Below are 23,987 nucleotides of genomic sequence, written 5' to 3' on the forward strand. Positions count from 1 at the left end.
ACCCCCTACATAAATTGATAAGGATTGGTATTCACCGTTGACGGACAAACCTCAACTTGCCATTGGTTCGTCGCCTTCCATTGGCTAAATAACTTTGTTAATTCATCAATACAGATTTTTTCCACGTTGTGTCCCACGTCAAAAACATTAAGGTGATCCGCCAGCATATCGTGACCAGTATGATAATACACGTCGCCAGTAGCAAACGCGTCCGCACCGGCCGCCATCATTTCTGGATAAAATTTACCGCCGTCACCGCCTACGACCGCTACTTTACGGACCAATGCCTGGTTATCTTCAGCAACTACCCGCAAACCGTCAAGTTGGAAGACCTCTTTTAAGGTCTTGGCAAACTCACTCACCGTTTGGGGTTGTGCCAAACTGCCAATTCGTCCAATATTGCGGTCGTAGTGCGCAGAATAAACGGGTTGCACTTCCGTAAGGGACATTGCTTGTGCTAACCAATCGTTCATACCACCCGCCGCCACGTCTAGGTTAGTGTGGGCGGAGTAAACCCCAATGGAATGTTTAATTAAGGTAGCGTACATTTGATTCTGTGGTACGGTCAAATCCAGATTACGCACCGGTCGAAAAATCAACGGATGATGTGAGAATATAAAATCACATCCTTTGGTAATTGCCTCTGCCACAACCTCGGGACGGACGTCTAAAGTCACTAATACGCGGTGAATGGGCTGGTTAAGATCCCCAATCTGCAATCCGACCGGATCCTTAGGAAAAGCACTTTCTTTAGGTGCCATTTCTTCAAAACGTTCAATTAATTGTTTCGCCAACATTAGTCAACATCTCCTCAATTTGCGCAATCTTTTTTGATACTTCCGCTAATTTTTCGTCACCATGTTGTGGATGTCGTTCTAAATTATCCTGAATTGATTTTAGCCGTTTCAACTCCCGCTGCCACTTTCGCAAGAAAGTAGCGTTAGCAGCCTGCATTAAAAATGGGCCAAACGTTAATTCAGTTTCGGTCAATTGCATTTGTCCTGGCTCAGCAACGATGATTTCATAAAGGTGATAATCTTCAGCCACAATATCTTCATGAGTGATTTGATATCCGTGGGTGATGAGCCACTCCCGCAGTTCGTATTCCCCAACGTTAGGCTGTAAAATCAATCGTTGCACTCCAGATAACTTTACTTGGCCTTCTTCTAGAATTCGCCGAATCAACAGGCCACCCATCCCCGCGATACAAATCACGTCAACATGATCTTCTGGGTTTAGGACTGCCAATCCGTCACCTAACCGCGCATCAATCAAATCACTAACCTGATTTTTTTCAATTTCCATTTTGGAATTAGTTAACGGCCCCGGGGCAACTTCCCCAGCAATCGCAGCCGTTGCAATTTGATTTCTAACCAGGTTAATCGCTAAATAAGCATGGTCCGAACCAATATCGGCAATTTTGGATCCTTTTGGAACTAAACTCGCAACTACTTTTAGTCGTGGCGATAAATTATTTGAATTCATGAAAATAAACTCCCGGTATTTTTTGTATTTATTTTATGCTATCCCAAAAAGAGGCCCTATACAAATCTGCGACCTGTATGGAACCTCTTTAAATGCTAATCTAAGAAATCTTTTAATTGTTTTGAACGTGAAGGATGGCGCAGTTTCCGCAAAGCCTTTGCTTCAATTTGCCGGATCCGTTCACGAGTTACGCCGAAGACCTTTCCCACTTCTTCAAGGGTGCGAGTCCGGCCATCATCTAACCCAAACCGAAGCCGGAGAACATTCTCTTCTCGGTCTGTCAAGGTATCCAAAACGCCTTCTAGTTGTTCTTTAAGCAATTCATAAGCCGCATGGTCAGCAGGACTAGTTGCCTCTTGGTCTTCAATGAAGTCGCCTAGGTGTGAATCATCTTCTTCACCAATTGGAGTTTCCAAAGATACTGGTTCTTGAGCAATTTTAAGAATTTCGCGAACCTTATCCGAAGGCATGTCCATTTCTGCACCAATTTCTTCGGGCATTGGTTCACGGCCTAAATCTTGAAGCAATTGCCGTTGAATCCGGATTAATTTATTGATGGTTTCTACCATATGAACTGGGATTCGGATTGTCCGCGCTTGGTCAGCAATCGCACGCGTAATTGCTTGCCGAATCCACCAGGTCGCGTAGGTAGAAAATTTGAATCCCTTTTGGTAATCAAATTTTTCAACGGCCTTCATTAAGCCCATGTTTCCTTCTTGAATGAGGTCAAGGAACTGCATTCCCCGGCCAACGTACCGCTTAGCAATTGAAACTACTAAACGCAAGTTAGCTTCGGCAAGTTCTTGTTTTGCACGTTCGTCACCCTTTTCGATTCGGAGGGCTAGGGCAACTTCTTCATCGGCAGTTAACAGTGAAACCCGGCCAATTTCTTTTAGATACATCCGAACCGGATCGTTAATTTTAACTCCGGCCGGAGCTTTAGTATCGTCTAATTCTTCCTTTGAAATCTCTTGTGCCTTTAAGGCCTTTTCACTCGGGTCACCGTTTTCGTCAACCACACTGATTCCGGCGTCTTCGATCCGTTGAATTAAGTCATCCACGTCTTCGTCAGTCAACTTGAATTTATCGATCAAATCACGGGTAAGCTTAGTGTACTTAACCTTGTGTTCACTTTTTTGTGCTTTAATAATTTGGTTAACCGCCTTTTTAAATTCTGGTGAAGAAATGATACTTTCACTCTTTTTACGTTTGATTTCACTTTTTTTACTTGCCATAGTTAGCTGTTCCCCCTCTAATTTTGGAGCTGTTGTTGTTTTTGATAAAGAGAAATAAGTTTTAGCGTTAATTGCTGTTGTAATTCTTGGTTACCTAATCTGGTAGCTTCGTTTAAATCCGACTTAACTTTTGAAATCTGTTCGCTGAGCGGGGCCACGTCCTTAATCAAACTAATGTAGTCTTCGATTTCTTCTTCCGTGTAATCGGGGCTCAAATTAATCGACTCAATATTAGCCACTACCGACTGTAACTCTGGTTCCTTCAAATAATCCATGAAATCTGCCGCATCATATTCTTGATTCTTGGCTAGGTATCCTCCAGCCAACATATAAATAGTTTCCAGTTGCTCATTTGGAAAATAAAAATCCGGCAAGCTTTGTAATTTCAACCATACGTCGTGATGATTAAGTGCGCGGGCTAACAACCGGTACTGCGAAATATCCACACTTGATAGCTTCTTAGGAGTATTTTCGGTTTTCTCAACTTGATTTTCAAAAGTAGGTGGCGGCGCGGGGGCCGGACCCGGATCAAACTGCCGAGGAGTATGCGCAATCCGATCAGCCACGCTTTCCCTTAACTGGTTTTTCAAATCACGCTTATCAATACTAAATTCTTCAGCAAGTTGGTTAAGATATAGGTCTTGTTCCAAAGCGTCATTTAATTCACCAATCCGTTGGAGAGCTTTTTTTAGGTATTCCAGCTGATCGTTTTCGTTAGCTAAGTTTAAACCCATCCGGTCAAATTTCAATAAAAATGCCGTACTGGATTCCCCAGTCTGATTCATTAGTTTTTGAAAAGACTCAACGCCCTTATCCCGCACGTATTCGTCAGGATCACGGTTATCCGGGATAAAAATGACGCTGATTTGCAAATCACTAGTCTGTTTAATTAACGCAATGGCCTTCGCAATTGCACGTTGGCCGGGCTCGTCGCCATCAAAGCAGATTACTACACGGGAGGCAACTCTTTTAAGCGCTCGCACGTGGTCTTCTGTCAAACTAGTTCCCATCGTGGCAATTCCATTAGCCACTTGGGCCCGGTGAGCTGCAATTACATCCATAAACCCTTCATATAAAATAACGGTTTTCTTTTGGACAATTTCAGGGCGGGCTTGCGAAAAGTTATAGAGTACCTTTCCTTTATTAAAAATGCTAGTTTCCGGACTATTTAAATATTTCGGATGTTGGTCATCCTTCACCAAGCTCCGTCCGGAAAAAGCGACAATCTTCCCATTATTATCTTTAATTGGGAACATGATTCGATTAAAAAACCGGTCCTTTAACGAACCGTCTGCTGTTTCAATAAATAGTCCTGAATCTTGCATTTGTTTTTGATCGATTTGCTGTTCCTTAAGAAAACTTAACAGCAAATCTTGGTCTGCCGGTGCAAACCCTAAATCAAAATCCTGCATGTCTGCTTCAGTAATTCCCCGCTTTTTTAAATACGCGAGGGCCTTTTCACCTAATTGCGTATTCACCAACACGTGGTGATAAAGTTCAGCAGCCTTTTCATATAAGCCAATCATCTCACTTTGAGTCGCTGAATAAGCTGACTTAGGAGACTTCTTTACGTACTTATCGTCTAGGGGGACGTTGCCAAACTCCGCCACGCGCCGGACGGCTTCTGGGAAACTAATTTTTTCCAGATCCATCAAAAACTTAAATACATTTCCTCCACGTCCACAACTGAAACAGTGAAAAATCTGCTTATCTTCGGATACTGAAAAAGAAGGTGTTTTTTCATCGTGAAATGGGCAAATGCCAAACAAATTTTTTCCAGCTTTTCTCAACTGAACGTATCGACTAACTACATCAACAATGTTCACGGCGGACCGGACGTTGTCGATAACTTCTTCTGGAATCATACCAGCCATTCTATCACCCACTTCCGTAAGATAGACTCATACGATAGTATATTACAGCACTCCCTACTAATAAGCAATCAAAACGCACCAATAATTAACACTTTTGTCAAGTATGTTAAATAAGCACTTAAATATTGGGATTACCTCATTTATAGACTAAGCTACCTCAAGCTCCCCCAAAAAAATTTCACAAAAATTCTAAAAACTAGCGAAGACACCGGCAGCCCTGCTAACCTTTTCACTCCACCAAAAAATCTGTTGGTAGCAATCACTTTTCAATCACTGTCAACAGATTTTAAATAACTATTGCCACAGCCTCGTTAGCGAGCTCGCAGCTTTTTTAAAATTTCAATTTTTATTTAACCATTACCTTAGTCAAATCTCCAACACGAAGAACCAAGTTTGCTAAACGGCTCATCATGTTTAACCGGTTTGCTTTAATCTTTGCATCTTTATCCATTACCATGGTAGCGTCAAAATATTCGGTAATTGCTGGGGTCAAACTAGTCAATTCCTTAAAGAAGGCTGCCATGTCCGAATCATTCATCGCTTCAATCTTAGTGATCAAGTCAAAGAGCTTACCTTCAGTTTCGTTATTGAATAATTGCGGATCAACTGCCAAGTCACCGGCAGTGGTGTTTTTAGTAGCAATCCGTTGTACCCGGGTTAAGGCCTCGATCTCATCTTTGAAGGAATCCGCAGCCTTCGCGTTAGTTAGCACTTCGGCAGCCGCAATGATTGTCGTTACGTTGTGCTGGCTTCCGGCAAGCACGGCATCTTCAATATCATAGCTAACCGACTGGTGATCAAGGTATTGCTTAATTCGGTCATTGAAGAATTCCACCACTTCGGCAAAGTTTTTATCTACGTCTACCCCAAAGCTAGTTTGGTCGTCCGCCAACGCTTGCTTAACAGCTTCTTCAAATTTGTTCAAGTCTAGTGACCAATCACGTTGAGCAAGAATTCGAACAATCCCGTATGCGTGACGCCGTAAAGCATACGGGTCATTTGAACCGCTTGGGATCATTCCTGCACTAAAGAAGCTAAAGATATTGTCAAACTTATCGGCTAAAGCTAATACTGCTCCCACAGTGCTTTCAGGAAGTTCGCCTTCCGCACTATTTGGCATGTAGTGTTCCCGAATGGCTTGCGCTACGGCTGGTTTTTCGCCCTTCAATAGAGCATACTTTTCACCCATTACCCCTTGTAATTCAGGGAACTCACCTACCATCCCAGTAACCAAGTCAAACTTGTAAATTGCTGCAGCACGTTGCAAGTCTTCAGCTGCTTCTGCATCTAATCCGAGCATTTTAGCAATTACTTGAGCGATGGAGCCGACCCGCGTCATCTTTTCTGCCATAGTACCGATTTTATCGTGGAAGCTAACCTTTTTAAGTCGGTCAACGTAGTAGTCAATCGAATTCTTTTGATCTTCGTCGTAGAAGAAGGCAGCATCTTCAAGTCGAGCTGTTAACACTTTTTCATTTCCACGAATAACGTTTTCTAGGTGTTCCTTGTTTCCATTCCGTACGGAAATAAAGTTTGGCAACAGCTTGCCGTCCTGATTCCGCACGAAGAAGAACCGTTGATGATCACGCATGGAAGTAATTAAAACTTCTTCGGGAATTGCCAAGTACTTAGGATCAAATTTTCCGCTAAATGCCGTTGGCCATTCTACCAGATTATTTACTTCTTCTAATAAGTCAGCGTTCGGCGTCACTTCCCAGTTTTCTTCTTGGGCGATTGCTTGAATTTGTTCGCGAATCAACGCTTTGCGTTTTTCTGCGTCAACAATCACAAATTCAGCTTGTAGCTTTTCTTCGTACTCACTTGGATTAGCTAAGTCGACCGCTTTACCTAAGAAACGGTGGCCTTGGCTTTGCCGTCCGGCCTTAATGTCCAAAATTTGGAAAGGCAAAACCTCGTCGTCCAAGATGGAAACCAACCAGCGAATCGGTCTTACAAATTTAAAGTCGTAGTTCGCCCACTTCATCATGGTTGGGAAGTTCAATGATTCCACCACGTCTTTAATGCCTGGCAAAATTTCTTGGGTAGTTTTACCTTGAATTAGCTTGTGTACGTATACGTATTCCGTGCCTTTAATGGTTTTAAAGGTAATGTCGTCAACTGTTAAGCCTTGTCCCTTAGTAAAGCCAATCGCCGCTTTTGTCCAATTGCCATCCGCATCTTGGGCAATTTTCCGGGCAGGCCCCTTAGCATCCTCTTCAATATCTGGCTGACGATCGCCAAGTCCATTGATTCGAATTGCTAGACGACGAGGTGTCGAAAATTGCTCAATAGAATCATAGCTGAGCCGGTTTTCCTTCAAAAATTTAGCAACTTTTTGTGCTAATTGTTGGATGCTCGGTGTCACCACGTGTGCGGGAATTTCTTCTAAACCAATTTCTAATAAATAACTATGAGCCATTATTTTACCTCCTTGTCGTCATTTTTTAATAATGGGAAACCAATTTTTTCACGTTCTTCAACAAATGCGCGGGCTACTTTACGCGCCATGTTGCGGATTCGAGATAGGAATCCTGCTCGTTCAGTAACTGAGACCGTCCCGCGAGCATCAAGTAAGTTGAAGGTGTGGCTACATTTCAAGATGTAGTCGTAAGCCGGGTGCACTAAGCCTTTTTCGATTAACCGGTTAGCTTCGGCTTCAAAATCGTTAAACATGGTTTCCAACATTGCTTGGTTAGATTCTTCAAATGAGTACTTGGAATGCTCGTATTCAGGTTCTTTAAAAATGTCTCCGTAAGAAACGCCATTCCCCCACTCTAAATCAAAAACGGATTCTACGTCTTGGATATAGGAGGATAGCCGTTCTAGTCCGTAAGTTACTTCGCTGGTAACGGGGTGTACTTCGAGCCCCCCCACTTGTTGGAAGTACGTAAATTGGGTAACTTCCATTCCATCAAGCCAAACTTCCCAACCAACACCGGCACAACCCATTGAAGGATTTTCCCAGTTGTCTTCTACAAACCGAATATCGTGTTCGAGGGGATCAATCCCTAAAGCCTTTAAACTACCCAAATAAAGTTCTTGGATATTTTCCGGTGACGGCTTCATTACTACTTGGAATTGATGATGTTGGTAAAGCCGGTTAGGGTTTTCCCCGTAACGACCGTCTGCTGGACGCCGAGATGGTTCTACGTAGGCGGCGTTCCATGGTTCGGGGCCAATTGCCCGTAAGAAAGTGTACGGACTCATCGTTCCCGCACCCTTTTCAGTATCGTAGGCTTCCATCAACATGCATCCTTGGTCTGCCCAATATTTTTGTAAAGTTAAAATAATTTCTTGGACCGAAAGCTTTTTATTCATAAGTTCCTCCTTTAAATTTTACGGACAAAAAAAGCCCCTACGTAGCATAAAATACACTACGTAGGGACGATAATTATCGCGGTTCCACCCTACTTCCGGTGAGTTAATTTCTCACCGACAGCTTGAAATATTTATCTCTTAAGGACTCCAAATGCCCCACGGAACCGTTCCTAACCAGCTTCCACTATCCTGATTTCGCTAATAGTACGGAAAATCCGCTTTGTTCTTCACTGTCCGATTTAACAGAGATAATAATAAAAAACTTTTAATTGGTTGTCAATATAATTAATGCGCCCAATTTTGCATTTGATCAATAAAATGACGACTTTTAAGGTTAATCCCGACTTGATCTTGATAAATCCGCTCAGTTAACTGCCAGATTTCTCGCTTAGTTGCTGGTGAAACCGAAATCTGGCCTAATTTAAAAATACTGACCAAACTAAGCATTGCCATGGTTTTAGCTGCTTTAACGCTAAGGTGCCAGCGGTGTTCGTCTAAATGCCAGTGATTTTGACAAAGCATCCCGCCTCGCGACTCAGAATAATCTAATGCCAAATCTCGACGTCCGCAAACGACACAATGATCCCAAACGATTGCAATCCCAAAGGAATTTAGCAATTGAATCTGAATTAGATCCGTAATTACTTCCGCATCGTTACCAGCGTCAATCAGGGTCAGCGCCCGGGCTAGCCGGTCAAACCAAGCTTCAATTTTAAAATTATCATCAAATGCAGCGTCAACTAAATTTAATAAAAAAGTGGCGTAGGCATTTAATTCAATATCCTGAAAAATATTTTCAAACTGTTTAACGTCTAGGGCAGCGTTAATATACGACAGCCCGTTGCCCCGGATTAACCCCGAATAACGACCGTGGGTAAACGGCAAAATTGCCGAACGCAACTTAAAATCCTTCTTTTTGGCATTCTTGATGAAAAACATCCGTTTACCATATTCCCTGGTAAGAAATTTAACCAACAAATCGTTTTCCCGATGATTTTTGGCAAACATCACCATGCCAGTAAAGTCCGCGTTCACCAATTGGCTCATATTTAATATTCGTCCTTTTTATAACCGAAGGATTGCAAAATCCCTTGTTTATCACGCCATCCTTCAGAAACTTTAACCCATAGTTCAAGATAAACCCGGCTACCTAGTAAATGTTCAATGTCTACTCGCGCTCGGCTGCCAATTTCTTTTAGCATCCGACCGCCTTTGCCAATGATGATTCCCCTTTGGGTGGGGCGGTCCACAATGATCGTTGCGCTAATATCCACGAGGTCATCCTTACCAGGTTTCATGGATTCAATAACTACAGCTACGGAATGGGGAACTTCTTGCCGAGTTAACTGCAATACTTTTTCCCGAATCAATTCAGAAACCACAAACCGTTCTGGATGATCGGTAACTTGGTCGCTTGGGTAATATTGCGGACCTTCGGGCATCTGTTTACTCAAGGTTGCTAAGAGCTCGTTAATGTTGTTACCTTGTAACGCTGAAATTGGGAAAACCTCGGTCCAATCCAAAGCATCCCGGTACGAATCAACAATCGGTAACAGCTCGTCTGGATGAACTAGGTCAATCTTATTAATCACCAAATAAATTGGCCGATTCTTAATTTTCTTCAACCGTTCGATAATGTAGTTATCCCCGGCACCCCGTTTTTGATCCGCATTGACCATAAACATTACCGCATCAACTTCGTTTAACGAAGATATGGCGGATTGAACCATAAAGTCTCCTAGTTTATTGTGAGCTTTATGAATACCTGGAGTGTCGATAAAGACAATTTGTTCGCGGTCCGTAGTGTAAATACCTTGGATCTTATTCCGGGTGGTTTGTGGGACGTCGCTCATAATTGCTACCTTTTGACCAACAACGTAGTTTAAAAAGGTCGATTTACCAACGTTAGGCCGGCCAACGATTGCCACAAAGCCCGAATGAAAAGCTTGTTTATTTTCTTCCATAATCACGATTCCGTTTCCTTAATTTTAAAAAAAGTGGTGTGCAAAAACCAATAGTCCAATCAAGACGGTGAATACTGCGGTTAGTAAGACCGCTGCTGACGCGGCATCCTTAGCCTGTTTAACTAGGAATTGGTACTTGCCATTACAGGCAAAGTCCGCCAATCGTTCAATTGCTGAATTAAAAGCTTCTGCCACAAACATTGCTCCGATACAAACCACGATCGCAATCCATTCCATCAGTGACAAGTGGATTGCTAAACCACAGCCAACGACTAACACCGCAATTAAACAGTGGTAGCGGAAGTTGCGTTCACGTAGAAAAATATCTTTAACCCCGTACATCGCGTGGGCAATCGATTGGATTAGCGAGCGGTTCTTTTCGGTTTGGCGTTTATCTTTCAAGACCATAAGCACTCATAATTTCTTTTTGAAGCGGGAACATTTTTTCTTGGTCTTCCTTTTTCATGTGATCATAGCCGTTAAGATGTAAGAAACCATGGACACATAAAAACCCTAGTTCCCGTTCGTAAGAATGTCCCAAAAATTCCGCCTGTTCAGCAACTTTGTCAACCGAAATCATCAAATCCCCAATGTTATCCGGAATTTCTTCTGCCATTTCAGGATCCATAATAATATCTTCATCTTCGTCGTTAATTGCAAAACTAATTACGTCAGTAGGACGATCTACATTGCGATATTCGCGGTTAATTTTTTGAATTTCATCATTATGCATTAAGGTAACCGAAATTTCAGTTGCCACGTCTAATTTTAAATAATTTCCGGCAAAGTCTAAAATGTTCGCAATTAAATCCAAATGTTGTTGGGGTACTTCTTCAGTATGATCAAATATTTGAATATCCATCATATTATCCTTTCGCTTCTTTTTCGTCGTAAGCTTTGACAATCTTCGCAACTACAGGATGGCGAATAACGTCGTTAGCGGTGAAGTTAACGAACGCTACCTTATTGACGTTACTTAACACAATTTGTGCTTCCTTCAAGCCACTACGGGTGCCTCGCGGTAAGTCAATTTGGGTCACATCCCCGTTAACAATCATTTTAGAACCAAATCCCAAACGAGTTAAGAACATTTTCATCTGTTGATTAGTCGTATTTTGGGCCTCATCAAGGATTACGAACGCGTTATCGAGAGTACGTCCGCGCATATAAGCCAACGGCGCAATTTCAATCACACCACGATCTAATAAACGCGTAGTGTGTTCTGCCCCAATAATTTGATACAACGCGTCATAAACTGGTCGGAGGTATGGATCAACCTTTTCTTTCAGGTCACCTGGTAAAAATCCTAGACTTTCACCGGCTTCTACAGCTGGCCGGGTTAAAATGATTCGTTCTACGTCGCCCCGCTTTAAAGCCGCCACGGCCATCACCACCGCTAAGTATGTCTTACCAGTTCCGGCCGGACCGATTCCAAACGTCACGTCGTTATTCTTGACTGATTCCACGTACTGCCGCTGTCCAAAGTTCTTAATCCGAACTGGTTTACCCTTCGCATCCTTAATTAAGACCGTTGAATAAAGCTCGGGCAGGTAGCTTAAGGTTCCCTTTTCAGCCATCTTCATGGCACTAACGAAATCGGTGCTGCTAAGTTGCACCCCGGTTTTTAAAACTTGAACCAGCGTTTTCAAAATTGCAATGGTTTGTTCTACGTCAGTTTGTGCACCCTTTACGGTAATTCGTTCGCCAAACGGAAGTACCTTGACGTTCATCCCTTCCTCAATAATCGGCACGAAGCGTTCCTGATTACCAAGCAGTGACATTTCTAAATTTGGATCTGATAATATGAGATTCTTTTCGAACAACTCTTCAGACACGTTACCTTCCCCTAACCTAAGGTATTTTTTACAATTTCGTTAACTTTGGCACCGTCTGCCTTACCTTTTACTTTAGGCATCAATGTCGACATTACTTTTCCAAAGTCTGCCTTCGAAGTTGCCCCGGTCTCTTCAATTACTTGGTTAATGATTTCTTGCAATTCATCATCGCTTAGTTGTTTAGGCATGTACTTTTCAACAACCTTTAATTCAGCTTCAGTTTCTTTTACCAAGTCATCGCGGTTACCCTTTTTGAACTCAGCAATTGAATCTTTCCGTTGCTTATAAGCACGGTTAATTACCGTAGCAAAATCATCTTCGGTTAATTCGTGACCAACCCGACCTTGTTCGTTTAAAAGTTCGGACTTGATCATCCGAATTACGCTTAAGCTTAATTTATCGTGGGCCTTCATGGCAGTTTTTAAGTCGTCGTTAATTTGCTTTGTAAAATCCATTTTTATTCTCCTTTTAGTATACAAAAAAAGCTCCTGAAATTCAGGAGCGATGATCGGATTAGAAGCGTTTCTTGTTCTTGCGCTTTCTTGCAGCTTCCGATTTCAACTTGCGTTTTACGCTAGGTTTTTCGTAAAATTCACGTTTACGATATTCTTGTAGAGTACCAGACTTTGACACCGTACGTTTAAAGCGACGAAGAGCGTCATCAAGTGACTCGTTTTTGCGAACAACTGTTTTTGACAATGTGATTCCCTCCCTCCGAGCTTTGAAATAACAATTCGTACTTAGTACTCATGTTTCTTAAACATTATAACTGAACTAAACCATACCGTCAACAACAAATAATTAACTAGTTGCATAACGATTTGTTTATCGAAACCGTTTTCTTGCCTTTTAAAGTTATGTTACTATCATATAAAAGGATAACAGGAGCGAATTAATTATGACAGAAAACAAACAAATTACTAACGTTTTTATCATTTCCGATTCCGTCGGAGATACTGGTGATCAAGTAGCCCGCGCCGCCGCTGCCCAATTTTTAGATGCCCACTTGCGTTTTTCACGCTACCCCTTCACCCAGACCATTTCTTTACTAGATAGCATTTTAAAAAAAGCTGAACGGGAAAAGGCAATGATTTTTTCTACATTTGTTGATCCAAAGCTTAACCAACGCACTAAAACTTTTTGCCAAGAAAAAAATTTAAAATATTTTGACGTTCTGACCCCCGCCATCCAGCTTTTTGCCGAGGAGACCGGCCTAACTTCTTCCAATACTCCAGGAAGACGTCACTCCCTTAATGAAAACTATTTCGATAAGATCTCAGCAATGGAATTTGCGGTAACCTACGATGATGGTAAAGATCCCGCTGGTTTCTTAAAAGCTGACATCGTTCTACTAGGGGTTTCACGGACTTCCAAGACGCCGTTATCACTCTACCTTGCTAATAAGGGGTATAAAGTAGCTAATCTGCCATTGGTGCCTAAAACCCAAATTCCTGAAGAAATTTGGCAGGTTGACCGCGATAAAATTTTTGGTTTAACCACCACCAAGGAAGTTCTCAACGGGATCCGCCGGCAACGCATGATTTCATACGGTTTGAACCCCGATTCTTCATACGCAGATATGGACAGCATTAATAAAGAACTCCAATTTGCGGACGACCTATTTAAAAAAATCGGCTGCTTAGTAATTAATACGGCTAATAAATCAATCGAAGAAACCGCGACAATTATTATGGAAAGCCTCGCGTAACCTCATTTAAGAAGAGATTAATATGAAAAAAACATTAGTGTTCTTAGGATTTGCGGTAGTGTTAATTGGAAGCATTACTTTAGGATGGCACCTCACGCATCGTCCTAGCTCTGCCGCTAAGCAAGACTATGCCCAAGTTTATAACGCACACCAAAGTAAAATCGCCACCATCACTAATCATCAAAAAATTAGTTACTTATCTAACCTCCTTGGCGATTTGGGGTCAGCACGGAGAGTTCACCCAAAAAAGCCTCAGAATGGCCAGTTGCTCCGTCATTTTAAAATCGTTCAAATTAATCCGTCGGCCAAAATTGACGCTTTTATCTACCGGAACCACACCATTACGGTTAAAAATCTTCCCGTGGTTCATTCTGGAGCCTGGCACTTAAGTAGCCAGCAGTATCAAAAATTAGCGCATTTACGTTAATTTTCACAATCAGCAAAAAGAGGCAAAAAATCATTTTGGTGCATCGTTTTTAATGAAGCCAAAACTCAATTTATTCTGCTTAACTAAAAATCGCTTATTATGCCTAAGTTTGGCATAATGAGCGATTTTTAGTTAACGTTCACCAACTATTCGACTTTTCTCTGACGCGTGTTTTACAATGCACCGTTCTAGTCTACGCTTAACACCTAAACAATCACTATTCTTGCAGGACCTTCGTTAATAAATCCGGATCAAAGTCCCCTGATTTAAGCATTTGAATTTCAAGGCGGTAAGGAGCATGCTTCTTGCCATCCGCATCCTTAACCTGCGGAGTTTCCAAAATCTTGGGTATCTTCGCCAAGCGTTCATCATGAGCAATGCGATATAAAGCTTCAAAACCAATTGTCCCAAATCCAAGGTTGGCGTGCCGGTCCTTATGGCTCCCTAATCCATTTTTCGAGTCGTTTAGGTGAATTACCCCGATCCGGTCTAAACCGATCACCTGATCGAATTCAGCCAGCACATCGTCGAAATGATTCTTCACGTCGTAGCCCGCATCGTTAGTGTGACAAGTGTCAAAACAAACTGAAAGTTTATCGTTATGGGTTACCCCGTCAATGATTTGACGAATTTGTTCAAAGTTCGTGGCTACTTCAGTACCTTTTCCAGCCATCGTTTCAAGCGCAATTTGAACTTGCTGTTCCGGCGTGATGATCTGATTGAGCCCTTCAATAATTGAAGAAATTGCCGCGTCTGCTCCCGCACCTACGTGGGCGCCTGGATGGAGTACCAATTGACTAGCTCCCAACGCATCTGCTCGTTGCACTTCTTCTTGTAAAAAGTTAACCGCAAATTTAAAATTCGCGGGTTTTAACGTATTTCCCAGGTTAACGATATATGGCGCGTGAATAACCGTTGCCTGAAAGTTATGTTGTTTAAAAAGTGCTCGGCCTTCCTCAATTTTTAATTCTGTAATTGGCTTACGCCGGGTATTCTGAGGAGCCCCGGTATAAATCATCAAGGCGTTGGCGCCGTTAGCAATGCTGGTTTCCACGGAACCCAGAAACATTTTTTTACCACTCATGCTGACGTGTGATCCAATAATCAAGATTAATCCCTCCCGTAGTGAATTTTTTTAATAATTTGTTGAGCAGCGTCCCCCTGCTCCCATTGCACAAAGCGTTTAGCAAATTGGTTAAACCGCGACTGATCTAAAATAGCAAAATCATTCTGCGCTAACTGATGAACTTCCCGGAGCAGATCTGCCGCAGTAGTGGCAATGGGGCCCGGTAGTTCGTGATAGTAGTCAAAGTAAAAGCCACGCAGATCATCCCGGTAGTAATCAAGGTCGTAGGCAAAAAACAACATTGGTCGACGTAAATTGGCGAAATCAAACATAACTGAAGAATAGTCGGTAATTAATAAGTCGGTAACCAAATAAATTTCGTTCATGTCGTTAGTGGAATCCACCACCACCCGGTCTTCGTAGCCCGAAATATCAATCCGATCCGTGACTAAGTAGTGCGGACGAATCAATAGCACCACGTCGTCAGGCAAAACGCGCAGCATCTCACCTAAATCAAAATGCCAACGAAAATGATAATGCCCCACCTTAATAAAATCATCTTCCCGCCAAGTTGGCGCATAGGTAACCACCCGGCAGTCCGGCTTGCCAATAATTTTTTGCTTTAATTTGGCAATTGCAGCAACGTTATTCTTTTGAAAAAGAACGTCGTTACGCGGATAACCAGTTTTTAAAAACTGGTGATGAAAACTAAATGCGCGTTCAAAAATATCTGCTGAATATTGGTTGGCTGCGACTAAATAGTTCCAACGATCCGCCTCCTTAACAAATTCTGCTAGGTAACGTTCCCGACTATTTCCGGGAAACTTAACCTGATCCATATCTAAAGCAAGGTGCTTTAATGGGGTTCCATGCCAAGTCTGCACGTAGGTGGTCCGACGGTTCTTTTTCCACCAGGTTGGCATCCGCGAATTAAAAATCCAATATTCAGCGGTTGCAGAAGTCCAAATCCAAGTTAACGACCAGCGTTTAACGATTTTAGCTTCCGGAAATCGAGTAGTCATTGCTTGGTAAAATTCACCCTTAACGCCCCAAACTAACTGGGAACGATTTTCCGGAAACTCCTTAAGTAATTCATCATAAATGGCCTTAGGATTATCCGTCAGCCCCTTACCATTAAAACTTTCAAATAAAACGCGGCCCTTATGAACCGGCAACTGGATCAACGCATCATTAACCAGTATTAAACCGTATCGAATTATAATTTTAAGTACTTGTTTGAGCTTACGCATTCGTCAAAATCCCTTCAATCTGCTGAATTAGTCGGGTTCCCGCATGGCCATCATTTAGCTCGTTCCACTGTTGATTTATTTTTTGCAAACTATTCTTGCTAGAATAGCGGCTTTGCAAAGCAACGTTGAGCTCGGCTACGTTCTCAACTAGCTCGTCGAAAAACATCTGTTTGAAGCTGGCTTGAATGCCAACTGTTTGTTCAAATTGTGCAAGATCGTATGTAAAGAAAATCACCGCATTGGCGTTATTTAACAAGCTAAAGTCAAATGCGATCGAAGAATAGTCGGTAATCAGCGTATCCGCTACACACAATAACTCTTGGGTGGTAACGTGATGGTCAACTAGCACCACCCGATCTGGAGAATTCGCCACCAGCTGCTGTTCCAGTTCGCTTAAGTGCGGATGCAGCCGCACCACTAAAACGGCATCTTCGGGAACTTGCAAATGGGACCAATCCTTGGGGAGCTCAAACGTAACGTCTTTGCGGTACGTTGGCGCATATAAAAGCACCCGTTGTTTTTTAAACTGCGGATAATCCCGAAAAACTTTGGCCCGGGCCTTTTGTACCCAGGCTTCATTAAAATATTGGTCGGAACGCGGGTATCCAATTTGAGCAAGTTTAGCTGAGCTAACTTTCCAGCTTTGTTCAAAGACTTCTGCCATTTTAGCTGACCCCACCACAATTTCGTCAAAGCTATTATAAACCTGTTGAAATCGTTGCTGGTCGGCTACTGACCGATGATAGGTGCTGGGGTCTTCCCAGCCAAAAGCCTTAATTGCCCCATTAGCGTGCCAGATTTGGATAAAAAATTGTTCCTTCAATTTAGCAATCGCACTTAATTCAGGATAGTAATTATCAAATAGGGCAACCCGGGCAGCCCGGATTCCCCTAACAAAACTGGTCATTTGAAATTTGCGGAACTCAAGCGTGTGGCGCACCACTCCCGCGCTTTTTAAGCGTTGGACCTCCGCTTTTACAGCCGGTTCATAAACCAGCAGCACCGCGTCAGTACCAAAATGGCTGGTTAATTGTTTAATAAACTTGGCGTTCCCCGTAAAACTCATAAAATACGCAATTTTAAAGTGCGTGGGACGTCGTCGCAAAAACCAATCAACTAGCCGAACTAGCAGCAAATATAACTTCTTCAAGAAAATAACCCCTTATAAGGTCGGCTCGTAAAAGTGACCTAGAATTTTAATTGTGTCCGTAATACTTACAAAAGCGTGCGGATCGGAAACTTCCATCGCTGCTTCTAATTCCGGCATCTCATACCGCGAAACAATCGTGAAAAGAACCGTTTTTTCTTTGTGGTTATACGCACCTTCTGCACCATGGATAATGGTAATCCCCCGGCGCATATTATTTTGGATACTATCAATCACGCTCTTAGGCCGATCTGTAATAATCATCACCTGCATTTTTTGTTGCCGCGTGTAGGTCATGTCCATCACTTTTGCGTTAACGATCAACCCAATTGCTGAGTAAAATGCGTAGGGCCAACCGTATAGGAAACCAGCGGCCGTAACAATCAAAATGTTAAAGGCGATGTTGATGCTTCCAATGCTGTGCCCCGTTTTACGAAGAATCGTGATCCCTAAAATATCTAATCCACCAGTTGAAATCCCGCTTTTAAGGGCTAATCCGGTTCCGTAACCGTTAACTGCCCCACCAAAGAGGGCACAGATAATCGGATCGGTAGTTAACGTGACCGGGTGAATCCACTTAATCATGATACTGGCTAATCCAACCGAGATAATGGTAAAAATAGTAAACCGCGGACTAATTGCCTTCCAAGCTAATACAAATAACGGGACGTTTAACGCAAAAAGTAAGATAGCGACCGAAACGTCCATCGAAAAAAATCGTTTTAAGACCGTAGCAGCCACCTGTGCCGCTCCCGTAACTCCAGAAGCATAGATGTGTCCCGGTGTCCAAAATAAATTCATCGCAATCGAAACTAACACTGCGTATATAAACGCCGTAGAAATTCGTGCAACGTACTGATGTCGTTTAACAATTTTATTTATCTGATGACCCATTTCCCTATATCAATCACTTTCATATTTTATTTAAATTCAACATTTAATATAACATTTTACCGCAGTCAAAATGAAGGTTTTCAAGCGGTTATTGGAGATTTTTAAAATAACTTCCCCTTTATCATTAAATACCGACTCATTAATGATTTTATTAGTCCGATTTAAAAATAAAAAAGGCGGAAAAACCTTTGCAATTATGAAAACATCCTAGCAACTAAGTAAATTGTCTAACCTAGTTAGATATTTTCATTCCAACAAAAGTCTTCCCGACCTTTTTAAAGTTATTTTTCAGGTTTACGAATATCAACGTCCAAAGATAGTTCCGCCAACTGTTCTTCCGATACCGGAGTTGGGGCTTCGGTCATTGGCTCTGAAGCCTTGGAGTTCTTTGGAAAGGCGATCACGTCACGAATATTATCCCGTTTAGCTAGCAAGCGAGCAAACCGGTCTAATCCAATAGCGAGTCCGCCGTGTGGTGGGAAACCGTAGTCTAGCGCCGTTAGCAAATAGCCGAACTGGTCGTTAGCTTTTTCTAGCGTAAATCCAAGGGCCTTCAACATTTTTTCTTGAACTTCCCGGGTGTTAATCCGGATGGAGCCGCCCCCTAGTTCCAAACCATTTAAGATGATGTCGTAGCTTTGCGCATGTGCTTTATGCGGATCTTCGCCCTCATCTAGGTAATGTAAATCTTCTTCATTAGGCATGGTGAACGGGTGGTGCGCCGCAACCCAACGTTCGTCACCTTCATCATATTCAAACAGTGGCCAATCTACAACCCACAGGAAGGCGAATTGGTCTTCATCGATGAGGTCGAAGCGTTTAGCAAGTTCTACCCGCAAATAACCCAAAGTATCCGCGACAACTTTCTTGCGGTCCGCCGCAAACAACAATAAGTCGCCCACTTTAGCGTCTGTCTTAGCCATGATTTGTTTTTCGGTAGCTTCATCAAAGAACTTCGCTACTGGTCCGCTAAAGCCTTGGTCAGTAATCTTCAACCAAGCCAAGCCTTTGGCCCCGAAGCGTTCTACATACTTAGCAAGCTTGTCGATTTCCTTTCGGGAAAGTTTAGCAGCCCCATCAGGAACGGCGATTGCCTTTACCACTCCGCCGTTTGCAACTGCTCCGCTAAACACTTTAAATTCAGAATCAGCAACAATTTCACTGATGTCCTTTAATTCCATTCCAAACCGTACGTCGGGTTGGTCAGTACCGAAGCGATCCATCGATTCTTGCCATGAAATTCGATCAAATGGCAATTTAACGTCAATATCCAAGGTGTCTTTCATTACCCGGGCAATTAATCCTTCGGTAATGTCTTGAATTTCTTCCGCGGTCAAGAAACTAGTTTCTAAGTCGATTTGAGTAAATTCAGGTTGACGATCCCCACGTAAATCTTCATCACGGAAACAACGTGCCAACTGGTAGTAACGGTCAATTCCTGCTCCCATCAATAATTGTTTGAAAAGTTGTGGTGACTGTGGCAATGCATAAAAGTGTCCTGGGTAAACCCGTGATGGCACTAGATAATCACGGGCCCCTTCTGGAGTCGACTTAGTTAAGTCAGGCGTTTCAATATCTAGGAAACCTTGTTCATCTAGGTAGCTGTGTACCGCTTGAGTGATCCGATTCCGAATTTTGAGGCCCTTCAACATTTCTGGACGGCGTAAATCTAGATAACGGTACTTCATCTTCAATTCGTCAGATGCGTTCACCCCGTCTTCAATATCAAACGGTGGAGTTTTAGCTTTGTTCAAGATTTTGGCTTCGTGAACTTCAACTTCAATTTCCCCCGTCTTCATCTTCGGGTTAACGTCCTTGGGCTTGCGTTGTTTAACCACCCCGGTAACTTCAATTACGTATTCACTACGCAATTGGTCAGCAACGGCCAATGCGTCCGCTGAAAATTCGTTACTAAAAACTAATTGAACAATTCCTTCCCGATCTCGCAAATCAATAAAGATTAATTGTCCTAAGTTACGTCTCTTTTGTACCCATCCCTTCAGGGTAACGGTTTGATCAAGGTATTGTTGATCAACTAGTCCCGCATACGTTGTTCTCTTCATCTTTTTCTCCTCACGTTACTTTAAATCATTTTTTATATCTTTTAGTTCATCCAGTGATAAGGTCTTTTCCGTCCCCGTAGCCATTTCTTTTAACTTGAAGACGTGCGCTTGCATTTCAGCTTCGCCCACCGTAATTACGTAACGGGCATTAAGTTTATCGGCTGATTTAAATTGCGCCTTTGGTTTTCGTTCCAAGTAATCTTGTTCGGTAACAAAGTTCATTTTACGTAATTCATGAACGATCTTAAGGGTCTCAGTTTGTACAGCTTCCCCAATGCCAACCACGTAGAAATCTAGCCGGCTAGCTTGTAAGGCTGCTTGAGTTTGTTCGTTTAATAGTAACAAGAGCCGCTCTACACCTAAGCCAAAGCCAACTCCAGAAACTTCGGGGCCGCCTAATTCCTGTACTAATCCGTTGTAACGACCACCCGCGCAGATGGTAACGTCGCCTTTTCCAAGGGCAGAATCAGCAACCATAATTTCAAAGATGGTGTGGTTATAGTAATCCAAGCCACGCACCATTGACGAATCCACTACGTAAGGAATTTCCAAAGCATCAAGTTGTTCCTTCACTTGGGCAAAGTGCTTTTGAGCATCTTCGGTTAGGTAATCTAAAATACTTGGCGCATCCTTAACGATTTCCTGATCGGTGGCATCCTTACTATCTAAAACCCGTAGCGGATTCTTATGTAGCCGTTCTTTTGAATCATCGCTAAGTTCATCGTAGTGCGGTTCCAAATAATCAATTAAGGCTTGCCGATATTGCTGCCGACTTGCTTGGTCACCAAGGGTGTTAATTACCAATTTCAGTCCTGCAACCTTTAATTGGTTAAGGAAGTCCATTGCCATGGTAATGGTGTCTACGTCAATTTTAGGACTGTCACTTCCAAAGGCTTCGACCCCGATTTGGTGGAATTCACGTAACCGTCCGGATTGGGGACGTTCATAACGGAACATTGGCCCCATGTAGTAAACCTTCACTGGTTTTTGGTGTTCAGGACCATACAACTTGTTTTCCACGAAAGCCCGGACTACCCCAGCGGTACCTTCGGGACGCAAAGCAATGTGCCGGCCGCCCTTGTCATCGAAGTCATACATTTCTTTAGTGACAATATCCGAAGTATCTCCCGCACTCCGCGAAAAGACTTCGAATTTTTCAAACATCGGTGTCCGTATTTCTTCATAATTATAAAGCGCAAAAGTTTCCCGCGCTTTTTGTTCTACAAATTGCCATTCTTTAGAGTATGGCGGCAAAATATCCGCCGTTCCCTTAGGCTTTTGATACTTCATATAAATCACCTCAACTAGTTTTTAAGTCAGTAAATAAGGAATTTGGGCGAATTTAAAATACTATTATGAAAAATGCTTAGAGTCTTAAGGGACCAACAGAAAATAAAAAACGCCCTTGTATAAACAAGGGCGTTTAAACGCGGTACCACCTTAGATTGTACTCTATAGCATCATAACGGCTGCTAACCCATCTCCAAGGTGTCTTCAATACGATCCATGTACTCTTTTCCATCCCCCGAGCTCTCTACAACATGTAATCAATATTTAATAGTCCTTTTCACCGATTTATATTAACTTTATTATTAAAAGTACTAAAAAAATGCTAGTTAGTCAAGCTAGATTCTTTCATAAACCTCCGTCATATCTTTGATATAATGGACAGAGTGAATCAATAAATGTTAAGTGAGCGGAATATGAACAAAGAGATTATTTTTAACTTCATTAAAAGAAATACCTTGCAAATCATTATATCGGCTGGCTTCCTCATTGCCGCAATTTTAGTGATTGTCCCCCTATTCAGCGCCGAGAGCGTGTACGTAGGACTCGATCAAGTGGCCATTCGGAACTCGCCTAATCGCACGGCTAAAAAAGTCGGTTCCTTAGATCAATACCAAAAGGTGACCGTAGTTTCCAAAAGCAACGACTGGTACCGGATTCGTTTTGATGATACGAAAACCGGTTGGATCCCTTCCTGGATTACTAACCGAACCTTTAAAAAGGGGCAAAAAGAAACTCCGTTAGCCGAATCCAAAATTGTCCTGGACCCTGGACATGGCGGAGTTGACTCGGGAGCGTTAGCCATTAATCAAAAGCATCAAGAAAAAAAATATACGTTGCGGACCTCGCAAACCATCCAACAAACCTTAAAAAATGCTGGAGCAAAGGTTATTATGACTCGCGATGACGATGCCTTCGTGGAACTAGCTAAACGTCCCCAAATTGCCAACCAAGTTAAGGCGGATGCATTTATTAGCATTCATTACGATTCGGCTGACGTAAACAATTCGGGAACTGGTGACACAACCTATTATTATCATGATAATGGTTCAATTCAATTAGCCGAAGCGGTTAACCACCAGTTGATTAAATCAGTTCCTTTATACAATCGCGGAGTTAAATTTGCTAATTACCAAGTATTGCGGGATAACCGCCGTCCAGCCATTTTGATTGAGGGGGGCTACATCAACACTAGGGACGACTTTAAACTGATTTCAAGTGCCAGCTACCCTCAAAAGGTTGCTACTGCCGTCCGCAAAGGGCTAGAAAACTACTTAGCTAAGTAGTCCCTAATGGCAGCAAAATTAGTGGTCGTAAATTCTGGGGCACTAGTTACATCAATCAGTTGGTCTGGATCAAATAAAATTCCTTTAATAGCAGCGTGATGTGCGGCATCGATATCTAAATTTCGATCGCCAATCATGTACGCTGCTTTTTGATTAACGTGATGTTTGGTGATTAAATAATTTAAAGAGGCCGGATTGGGCTTCCGCGGAAAATCTTGATCTCCCGTCACAAAGTCGGTAAAGTAATCCCGCAACCCGTATTTTTGTAGTAAATCAATTGCAGCTTGGTTACGGTGGGTCAATAAGAAATTGTGTCCGCCTTGGGCAGTGATCTGAGCCAACAATTCTTTGACGTCGAAAAATGGCTGGGCTTCAATTAATCGTGGTGTTTCGATTTCACGAAACACCCGTTTAAATTGGTTAGCGTCAAGACCGTTAGCTTTGGCCGTCGTTTTAATCGCAAATCCTAAAGAATGTTGTCGCATTTGTTCGTAGACTAGTTGAGGATTTACCGTTACTCCTGCTTGCTGAGCAGCATCCACAAACGCGGCCACCATTACCGGATAGGTATTAAATAAGGTCCCGTCAAAATCGTAAAAAATATCCATTTTATTACTCCTTTATTATACTTAAAAAGAGGTTGCAAAAATCGGGTTTACTTGTCAGTGCACCCCATTTTCACAGCCTCTTTTACTTTATTATTCTTTATTTTGCGTATCTAAAAGAATGGTCACCGGACCATCATTAACCAACTCAACTTGCATATCCGCGCCAAATTCTCCAGTTTGTACCGGAATTCCAGTTTGGGCGAGGCGTTGGTTAAATTCATCATAAAGCTGACTAGCGGTTTCAGGATTTCCAGACTTGGTAAAACTAGGACGGTTACCCTTCTTCGTCGATGCAAATAAGGTGAACTGGGAAACTGACAGAATGGCTCCCCCAACTTCGTTGATCGACCAGTCCATCTTTCCTTCCTCATTTTCAAAAATCCGCAAGTTAGTAATTTTACGCACGGCATAATCAAGGTCAGCGGCGGTGTCCTGATCGTTAAAAGCCACTAACAGCATTAAGCCTCGATTAATTTTTCCTACCGAGCGCTCGGCAATCGATACCTGAGCCCGGCTTACTCTTTGAACTACTACTCTCAT

General features: G+C 42.5%; 24 protein-coding genes. 3 read left to right on the forward strand and 21 right to left on the reverse strand.

Annotation, left to right across the window (positions count from 1 at the left end):
• Positions 1 to 5: 5 nt before the first annotated feature.
• From NL111_RS05575 to rpsU, 13 genes are all read right to left on the reverse strand, one after another.
• Positions 6 to 797 carry a Nif3-like dinuclear metal center hexameric protein gene (locus NL111_RS05575; RefSeq protein WP_285110013.1) on the reverse strand — a complete coding sequence of 264 codons (792 nt, stop codon included), beginning with the start codon at positions 795 to 797 and terminating at the stop codon, positions 6 to 8.
• Positions 775 to 1,485: a tRNA (adenine(22)-N(1))-methyltransferase gene (locus tag NL111_RS05580; RefSeq protein WP_002831893.1), complete on the reverse strand. Its 711-nt coding sequence runs from the start codon at positions 1,483 to 1,485 to the stop codon at positions 775 to 777. The genes NL111_RS05575 and NL111_RS05580 overlap by 23 nt, the downstream gene beginning before the upstream one ends.
• A gap of 95 nt (positions 1,486 to 1,580) precedes the next feature.
• Positions 1,581 to 2,720 carry an RNA polymerase sigma factor RpoD gene (gene rpoD, locus NL111_RS05585; RefSeq protein ID WP_002830329.1) on the reverse strand — a complete coding sequence of 380 codons (1,140 nt, stop codon included), beginning with the start codon at positions 2,718 to 2,720 and terminating at the stop codon, positions 1,581 to 1,583.
• Between the two features lie 17 nt (positions 2,721 to 2,737).
• Positions 2,738 to 4,594, reverse strand: a complete 1,857-nt coding sequence (dnaG, locus tag NL111_RS05590) for a DNA primase (RefSeq protein ID WP_002830330.1) — start codon at positions 4,592 to 4,594, stop codon at positions 2,738 to 2,740.
• Positions 4,595 to 4,940: 346 nt separating this feature from the next.
• On the reverse strand, positions 4,941 to 7,013 hold the full coding sequence (gene glyS, locus NL111_RS05595) for a glycine--tRNA ligase subunit beta (protein ID WP_053906252.1): 2,073 nt from the start codon (positions 7,011 to 7,013) through the stop codon (positions 4,941 to 4,943).
• Positions 7,013 to 7,912: a glycine--tRNA ligase subunit alpha gene (gene glyQ, locus NL111_RS05600; protein WP_119178948.1), complete on the reverse strand. Its 900-nt coding sequence runs from the start codon at positions 7,910 to 7,912 to the stop codon at positions 7,013 to 7,015. Before glyQ ends, glyS begins: the two co-directional genes overlap by 1 nt.
• A gap of 285 nt (positions 7,913 to 8,197) precedes the next feature.
• Positions 8,198 to 8,959: a DNA repair protein RecO gene (gene recO / locus NL111_RS05605; protein ID WP_058120789.1), complete on the reverse strand. Its 762-nt coding sequence runs from the start codon at positions 8,957 to 8,959 to the stop codon at positions 8,198 to 8,200.
• A 2-nt stretch (positions 8,960 to 8,961) separates the two neighbouring features.
• Positions 8,962 to 9,876, reverse strand: a complete 915-nt coding sequence (gene era / locus NL111_RS05610; RefSeq protein ID WP_285110014.1) for a GTPase Era — start codon at positions 9,874 to 9,876, stop codon at positions 8,962 to 8,964.
• A gap of 24 nt (positions 9,877 to 9,900) precedes the next feature.
• Positions 9,901 to 10,284 (reverse strand): diacylglycerol kinase family protein, encoded by a 384-nt coding sequence (locus NL111_RS05615; RefSeq protein ID WP_004165942.1) that lies wholly within the window; start codon positions 10,282 to 10,284, stop codon positions 9,901 to 9,903.
• Positions 10,268 to 10,738 (reverse strand): rRNA maturation RNase YbeY, encoded by a 471-nt coding sequence (gene ybeY, locus NL111_RS05620; RefSeq protein WP_002830337.1) that lies wholly within the window; start codon positions 10,736 to 10,738, stop codon positions 10,268 to 10,270. The genes NL111_RS05615 and ybeY overlap by 17 nt, the downstream gene beginning before the upstream one ends.
• 4 nt (positions 10,739 to 10,742) lie before the next feature.
• Positions 10,743 to 11,711, reverse strand: a complete 969-nt coding sequence (locus tag NL111_RS05625; protein ID WP_053906251.1) for a PhoH family protein — start codon at positions 11,709 to 11,711, stop codon at positions 10,743 to 10,745.
• Positions 11,712 to 11,722: 11 nt separating this feature from the next.
• Positions 11,723 to 12,166 (reverse strand): GatB/YqeY domain-containing protein, encoded by a 444-nt coding sequence (locus NL111_RS05630; RefSeq protein ID WP_002830339.1) that lies wholly within the window; start codon positions 12,164 to 12,166, stop codon positions 11,723 to 11,725.
• Positions 12,167 to 12,224: 58 nt separating this feature from the next.
• Positions 12,225 to 12,410 (reverse strand): 30S ribosomal protein S21, encoded by a 186-nt coding sequence (rpsU, locus tag NL111_RS05635; protein ID WP_002830340.1) that lies wholly within the window; start codon positions 12,408 to 12,410, stop codon positions 12,225 to 12,227.
• Between the two features lie 199 nt (positions 12,411 to 12,609).
• Between rpsU and NL111_RS05640 the strand changes: the two genes are divergently transcribed.
• Both NL111_RS05640 and NL111_RS05645 read left to right on the forward strand, forming a co-directional pair.
• The gene (locus NL111_RS05640) at positions 12,610 to 13,419 is read left to right on the forward strand and encodes a pyruvate, water dikinase regulatory protein (protein ID WP_002830341.1); all 810 of its coding nucleotides are present in this window, start codon (positions 12,610 to 12,612) and stop codon (positions 13,417 to 13,419) included.
• 22 nt (positions 13,420 to 13,441) lie between these two features.
• Positions 13,442 to 13,846 carry a hypothetical protein gene (locus NL111_RS05645; RefSeq protein WP_270515192.1) on the forward strand — a complete coding sequence of 135 codons (405 nt, stop codon included), beginning with the start codon at positions 13,442 to 13,444 and terminating at the stop codon, positions 13,844 to 13,846.
• 217 nt (positions 13,847 to 14,063) lie between these two features.
• Here NL111_RS05645 and NL111_RS05650 read toward each other — a convergent pair whose 3' ends face one another.
• The 6 genes from NL111_RS05650 to hisS all read right to left on the reverse strand — a co-directional run bounded on the left by NL111_RS05650 (position 14,064) and on the right by hisS (position 21,556).
• Positions 14,064 to 14,954, reverse strand: coding sequence for a deoxyribonuclease IV (locus NL111_RS05650; RefSeq protein WP_270515194.1), 891 nt, complete (start codon positions 14,952 to 14,954; stop codon positions 14,064 to 14,066).
• A gap of 2 nt (positions 14,955 to 14,956) precedes the next feature.
• Positions 14,957 to 16,162: a CDP-glycerol glycerophosphotransferase family protein gene (locus NL111_RS05655; RefSeq protein ID WP_002831904.1), complete on the reverse strand. Its 1,206-nt coding sequence runs from the start codon at positions 16,160 to 16,162 to the stop codon at positions 14,957 to 14,959.
• Positions 16,155 to 17,312 (reverse strand): CDP-glycerol glycerophosphotransferase family protein, encoded by a 1,158-nt coding sequence (locus NL111_RS05660; protein WP_270515196.1) that lies wholly within the window; start codon positions 17,310 to 17,312, stop codon positions 16,155 to 16,157. The genes NL111_RS05655 and NL111_RS05660 overlap by 8 nt, the downstream gene beginning before the upstream one ends.
• 12 nt (positions 17,313 to 17,324) lie before the next feature.
• On the reverse strand, positions 17,325 to 18,203 hold the full coding sequence (locus NL111_RS05665; RefSeq protein ID WP_002830347.1) for a YitT family protein: 879 nt from the start codon (positions 18,201 to 18,203) through the stop codon (positions 17,325 to 17,327).
• A gap of 281 nt (positions 18,204 to 18,484) precedes the next feature.
• Positions 18,485 to 20,266, reverse strand: a complete 1,782-nt coding sequence (gene aspS / locus NL111_RS05670; RefSeq protein ID WP_002830349.1) for an aspartate--tRNA ligase — start codon at positions 20,264 to 20,266, stop codon at positions 18,485 to 18,487.
• Between the two features lie 15 nt (positions 20,267 to 20,281).
• Positions 20,282 to 21,556 (reverse strand): histidine--tRNA ligase, encoded by a 1,275-nt coding sequence (gene hisS, locus NL111_RS05675; RefSeq protein ID WP_119178953.1) that lies wholly within the window; start codon positions 21,554 to 21,556, stop codon positions 20,282 to 20,284.
• A 413-nt stretch (positions 21,557 to 21,969) separates the two neighbouring features.
• Here hisS and NL111_RS05680 point away from each other — a divergent pair, with 413 nt between their 5' ends.
• Positions 21,970 to 22,839 carry an N-acetylmuramoyl-L-alanine amidase family protein gene (locus NL111_RS05680; protein WP_002830352.1) on the forward strand — a complete coding sequence of 290 codons (870 nt, stop codon included), beginning with the start codon at positions 21,970 to 21,972 and terminating at the stop codon, positions 22,837 to 22,839.
• On the opposite strand, the gene NL111_RS05685 is transcribed toward NL111_RS05680, so the two are convergent.
• A complete protein-coding gene (locus NL111_RS05685) occupies positions 22,824 to 23,447 on the reverse strand; it encodes an HAD-IA family hydrolase (RefSeq protein WP_002830353.1) in 624 nt (207 codons plus the stop codon). The genes NL111_RS05680 and NL111_RS05685 overlap by 16 nt on opposite strands.
• Before the next feature lie 90 nt (positions 23,448 to 23,537).
• Positions 23,538 to 23,987, reverse strand: coding sequence for a D-aminoacyl-tRNA deacylase (gene dtd, locus NL111_RS05690; RefSeq protein WP_075140048.1), 450 nt, complete (start codon positions 23,985 to 23,987; stop codon positions 23,538 to 23,540).

The sequence above is a fragment of the Pediococcus sp. AC40 genome, assembly GCF_030252485.1.
GTDB lineage: Bacteria > Bacillota > Bacilli > Lactobacillales > Lactobacillaceae > Pediococcus > Pediococcus acidilactici.

Bases quoted from the DNA above. Each gene is read 5' to 3' on its own strand.
- glyS (WP_053906252.1), bottom strand. From the start codon at position 7,013: ATGGCTCATAGTTATTTATTAGAAATTGGTTTAGAAGAAATTCCCGCA.
- rpoD (WP_002830329.1), bottom strand. From the start codon at position 2,720: ATGGCAAGTAAAAAAAGTGAAATCAAACGTAAAAAGAGTGAAAGTATC.
- hisS (WP_119178953.1), bottom strand. From the start codon at position 21,556: ATGAAGTATCAAAAGCCTAAGGGAACGGCGGATATTTTGCCGCCATAC.
- dnaG (WP_002830330.1), bottom strand. From the start codon at position 4,594: ATGGCTGGTATGATTCCAGAAGAAGTTATCGACAACGTCCGGTCCGCC.
- NL111_RS05630 (WP_002830339.1), bottom strand. From the start codon at position 12,166: ATGGATTTTACAAAGCAAATTAACGACGACTTAAAAACTGCCATGAAG.
- NL111_RS05680 (WP_002830352.1), top strand. From the start codon at position 21,970: ATGAACAAAGAGATTATTTTTAACTTCATTAAAAGAAATACCTTGCAA.
- ybeY (WP_002830337.1), bottom strand. From the start codon at position 10,738: ATGGATATTCAAATATTTGATCATACTGAAGAAGTACCCCAACAACAT.
- glyQ (WP_119178948.1), bottom strand. From the start codon at position 7,912: ATGAATAAAAAGCTTTCGGTCCAAGAAATTATTTTAACTTTACAAAAA.
- NL111_RS05615 (WP_004165942.1), bottom strand. From the start codon at position 10,284: ATGGTCTTGAAAGATAAACGCCAAACCGAAAAGAACCGCTCGCTAATC.
- era (WP_285110014.1), bottom strand. From the start codon at position 9,876: ATGGAAGAAAATAAACAAGCTTTTCATTCGGGCTTTGTGGCAATCGTT.
- NL111_RS05655 (WP_002831904.1), bottom strand. From the start codon at position 16,162: ATGCGTAAGCTCAAACAAGTACTTAAAATTATAATTCGATACGGTTTA.
- NL111_RS05665 (WP_002830347.1), bottom strand. From the start codon at position 18,203: ATGGGTCATCAGATAAATAAAATTGTTAAACGACATCAGTACGTTGCA.
- NL111_RS05645 (WP_270515192.1), top strand. From the start codon at position 13,442: ATGAAAAAAACATTAGTGTTCTTAGGATTTGCGGTAGTGTTAATTGGA.
- dtd (WP_075140048.1), bottom strand. From the start codon at position 23,987: ATGAGAGTAGTAGTTCAAAGAGTAAGCCGGGCTCAGGTATCGATTGCC.
- NL111_RS05575 (WP_285110013.1), bottom strand. From the start codon at position 797: ATGTTGGCGAAACAATTAATTGAACGTTTTGAAGAAATGGCACCTAAA.
- aspS (WP_002830349.1), bottom strand. From the start codon at position 20,266: ATGAAGAGAACAACGTATGCGGGACTAGTTGATCAACAATACCTTGAT.
- NL111_RS05580 (WP_002831893.1), bottom strand. From the start codon at position 1,485: ATGAATTCAAATAATTTATCGCCACGACTAAAAGTAGTTGCGAGTTTA.
- NL111_RS05685 (WP_002830353.1), bottom strand. From the start codon at position 23,447: ATGGATATTTTTTACGATTTTGACGGGACCTTATTTAATACCTATCCG.
- NL111_RS05640 (WP_002830341.1), top strand. From the start codon at position 12,610: ATGACAGAAAACAAACAAATTACTAACGTTTTTATCATTTCCGATTCC.
- recO (WP_058120789.1), bottom strand. From the start codon at position 8,959: ATGAGCCAATTGGTGAACGCGGACTTTACTGGCATGGTGATGTTTGCC.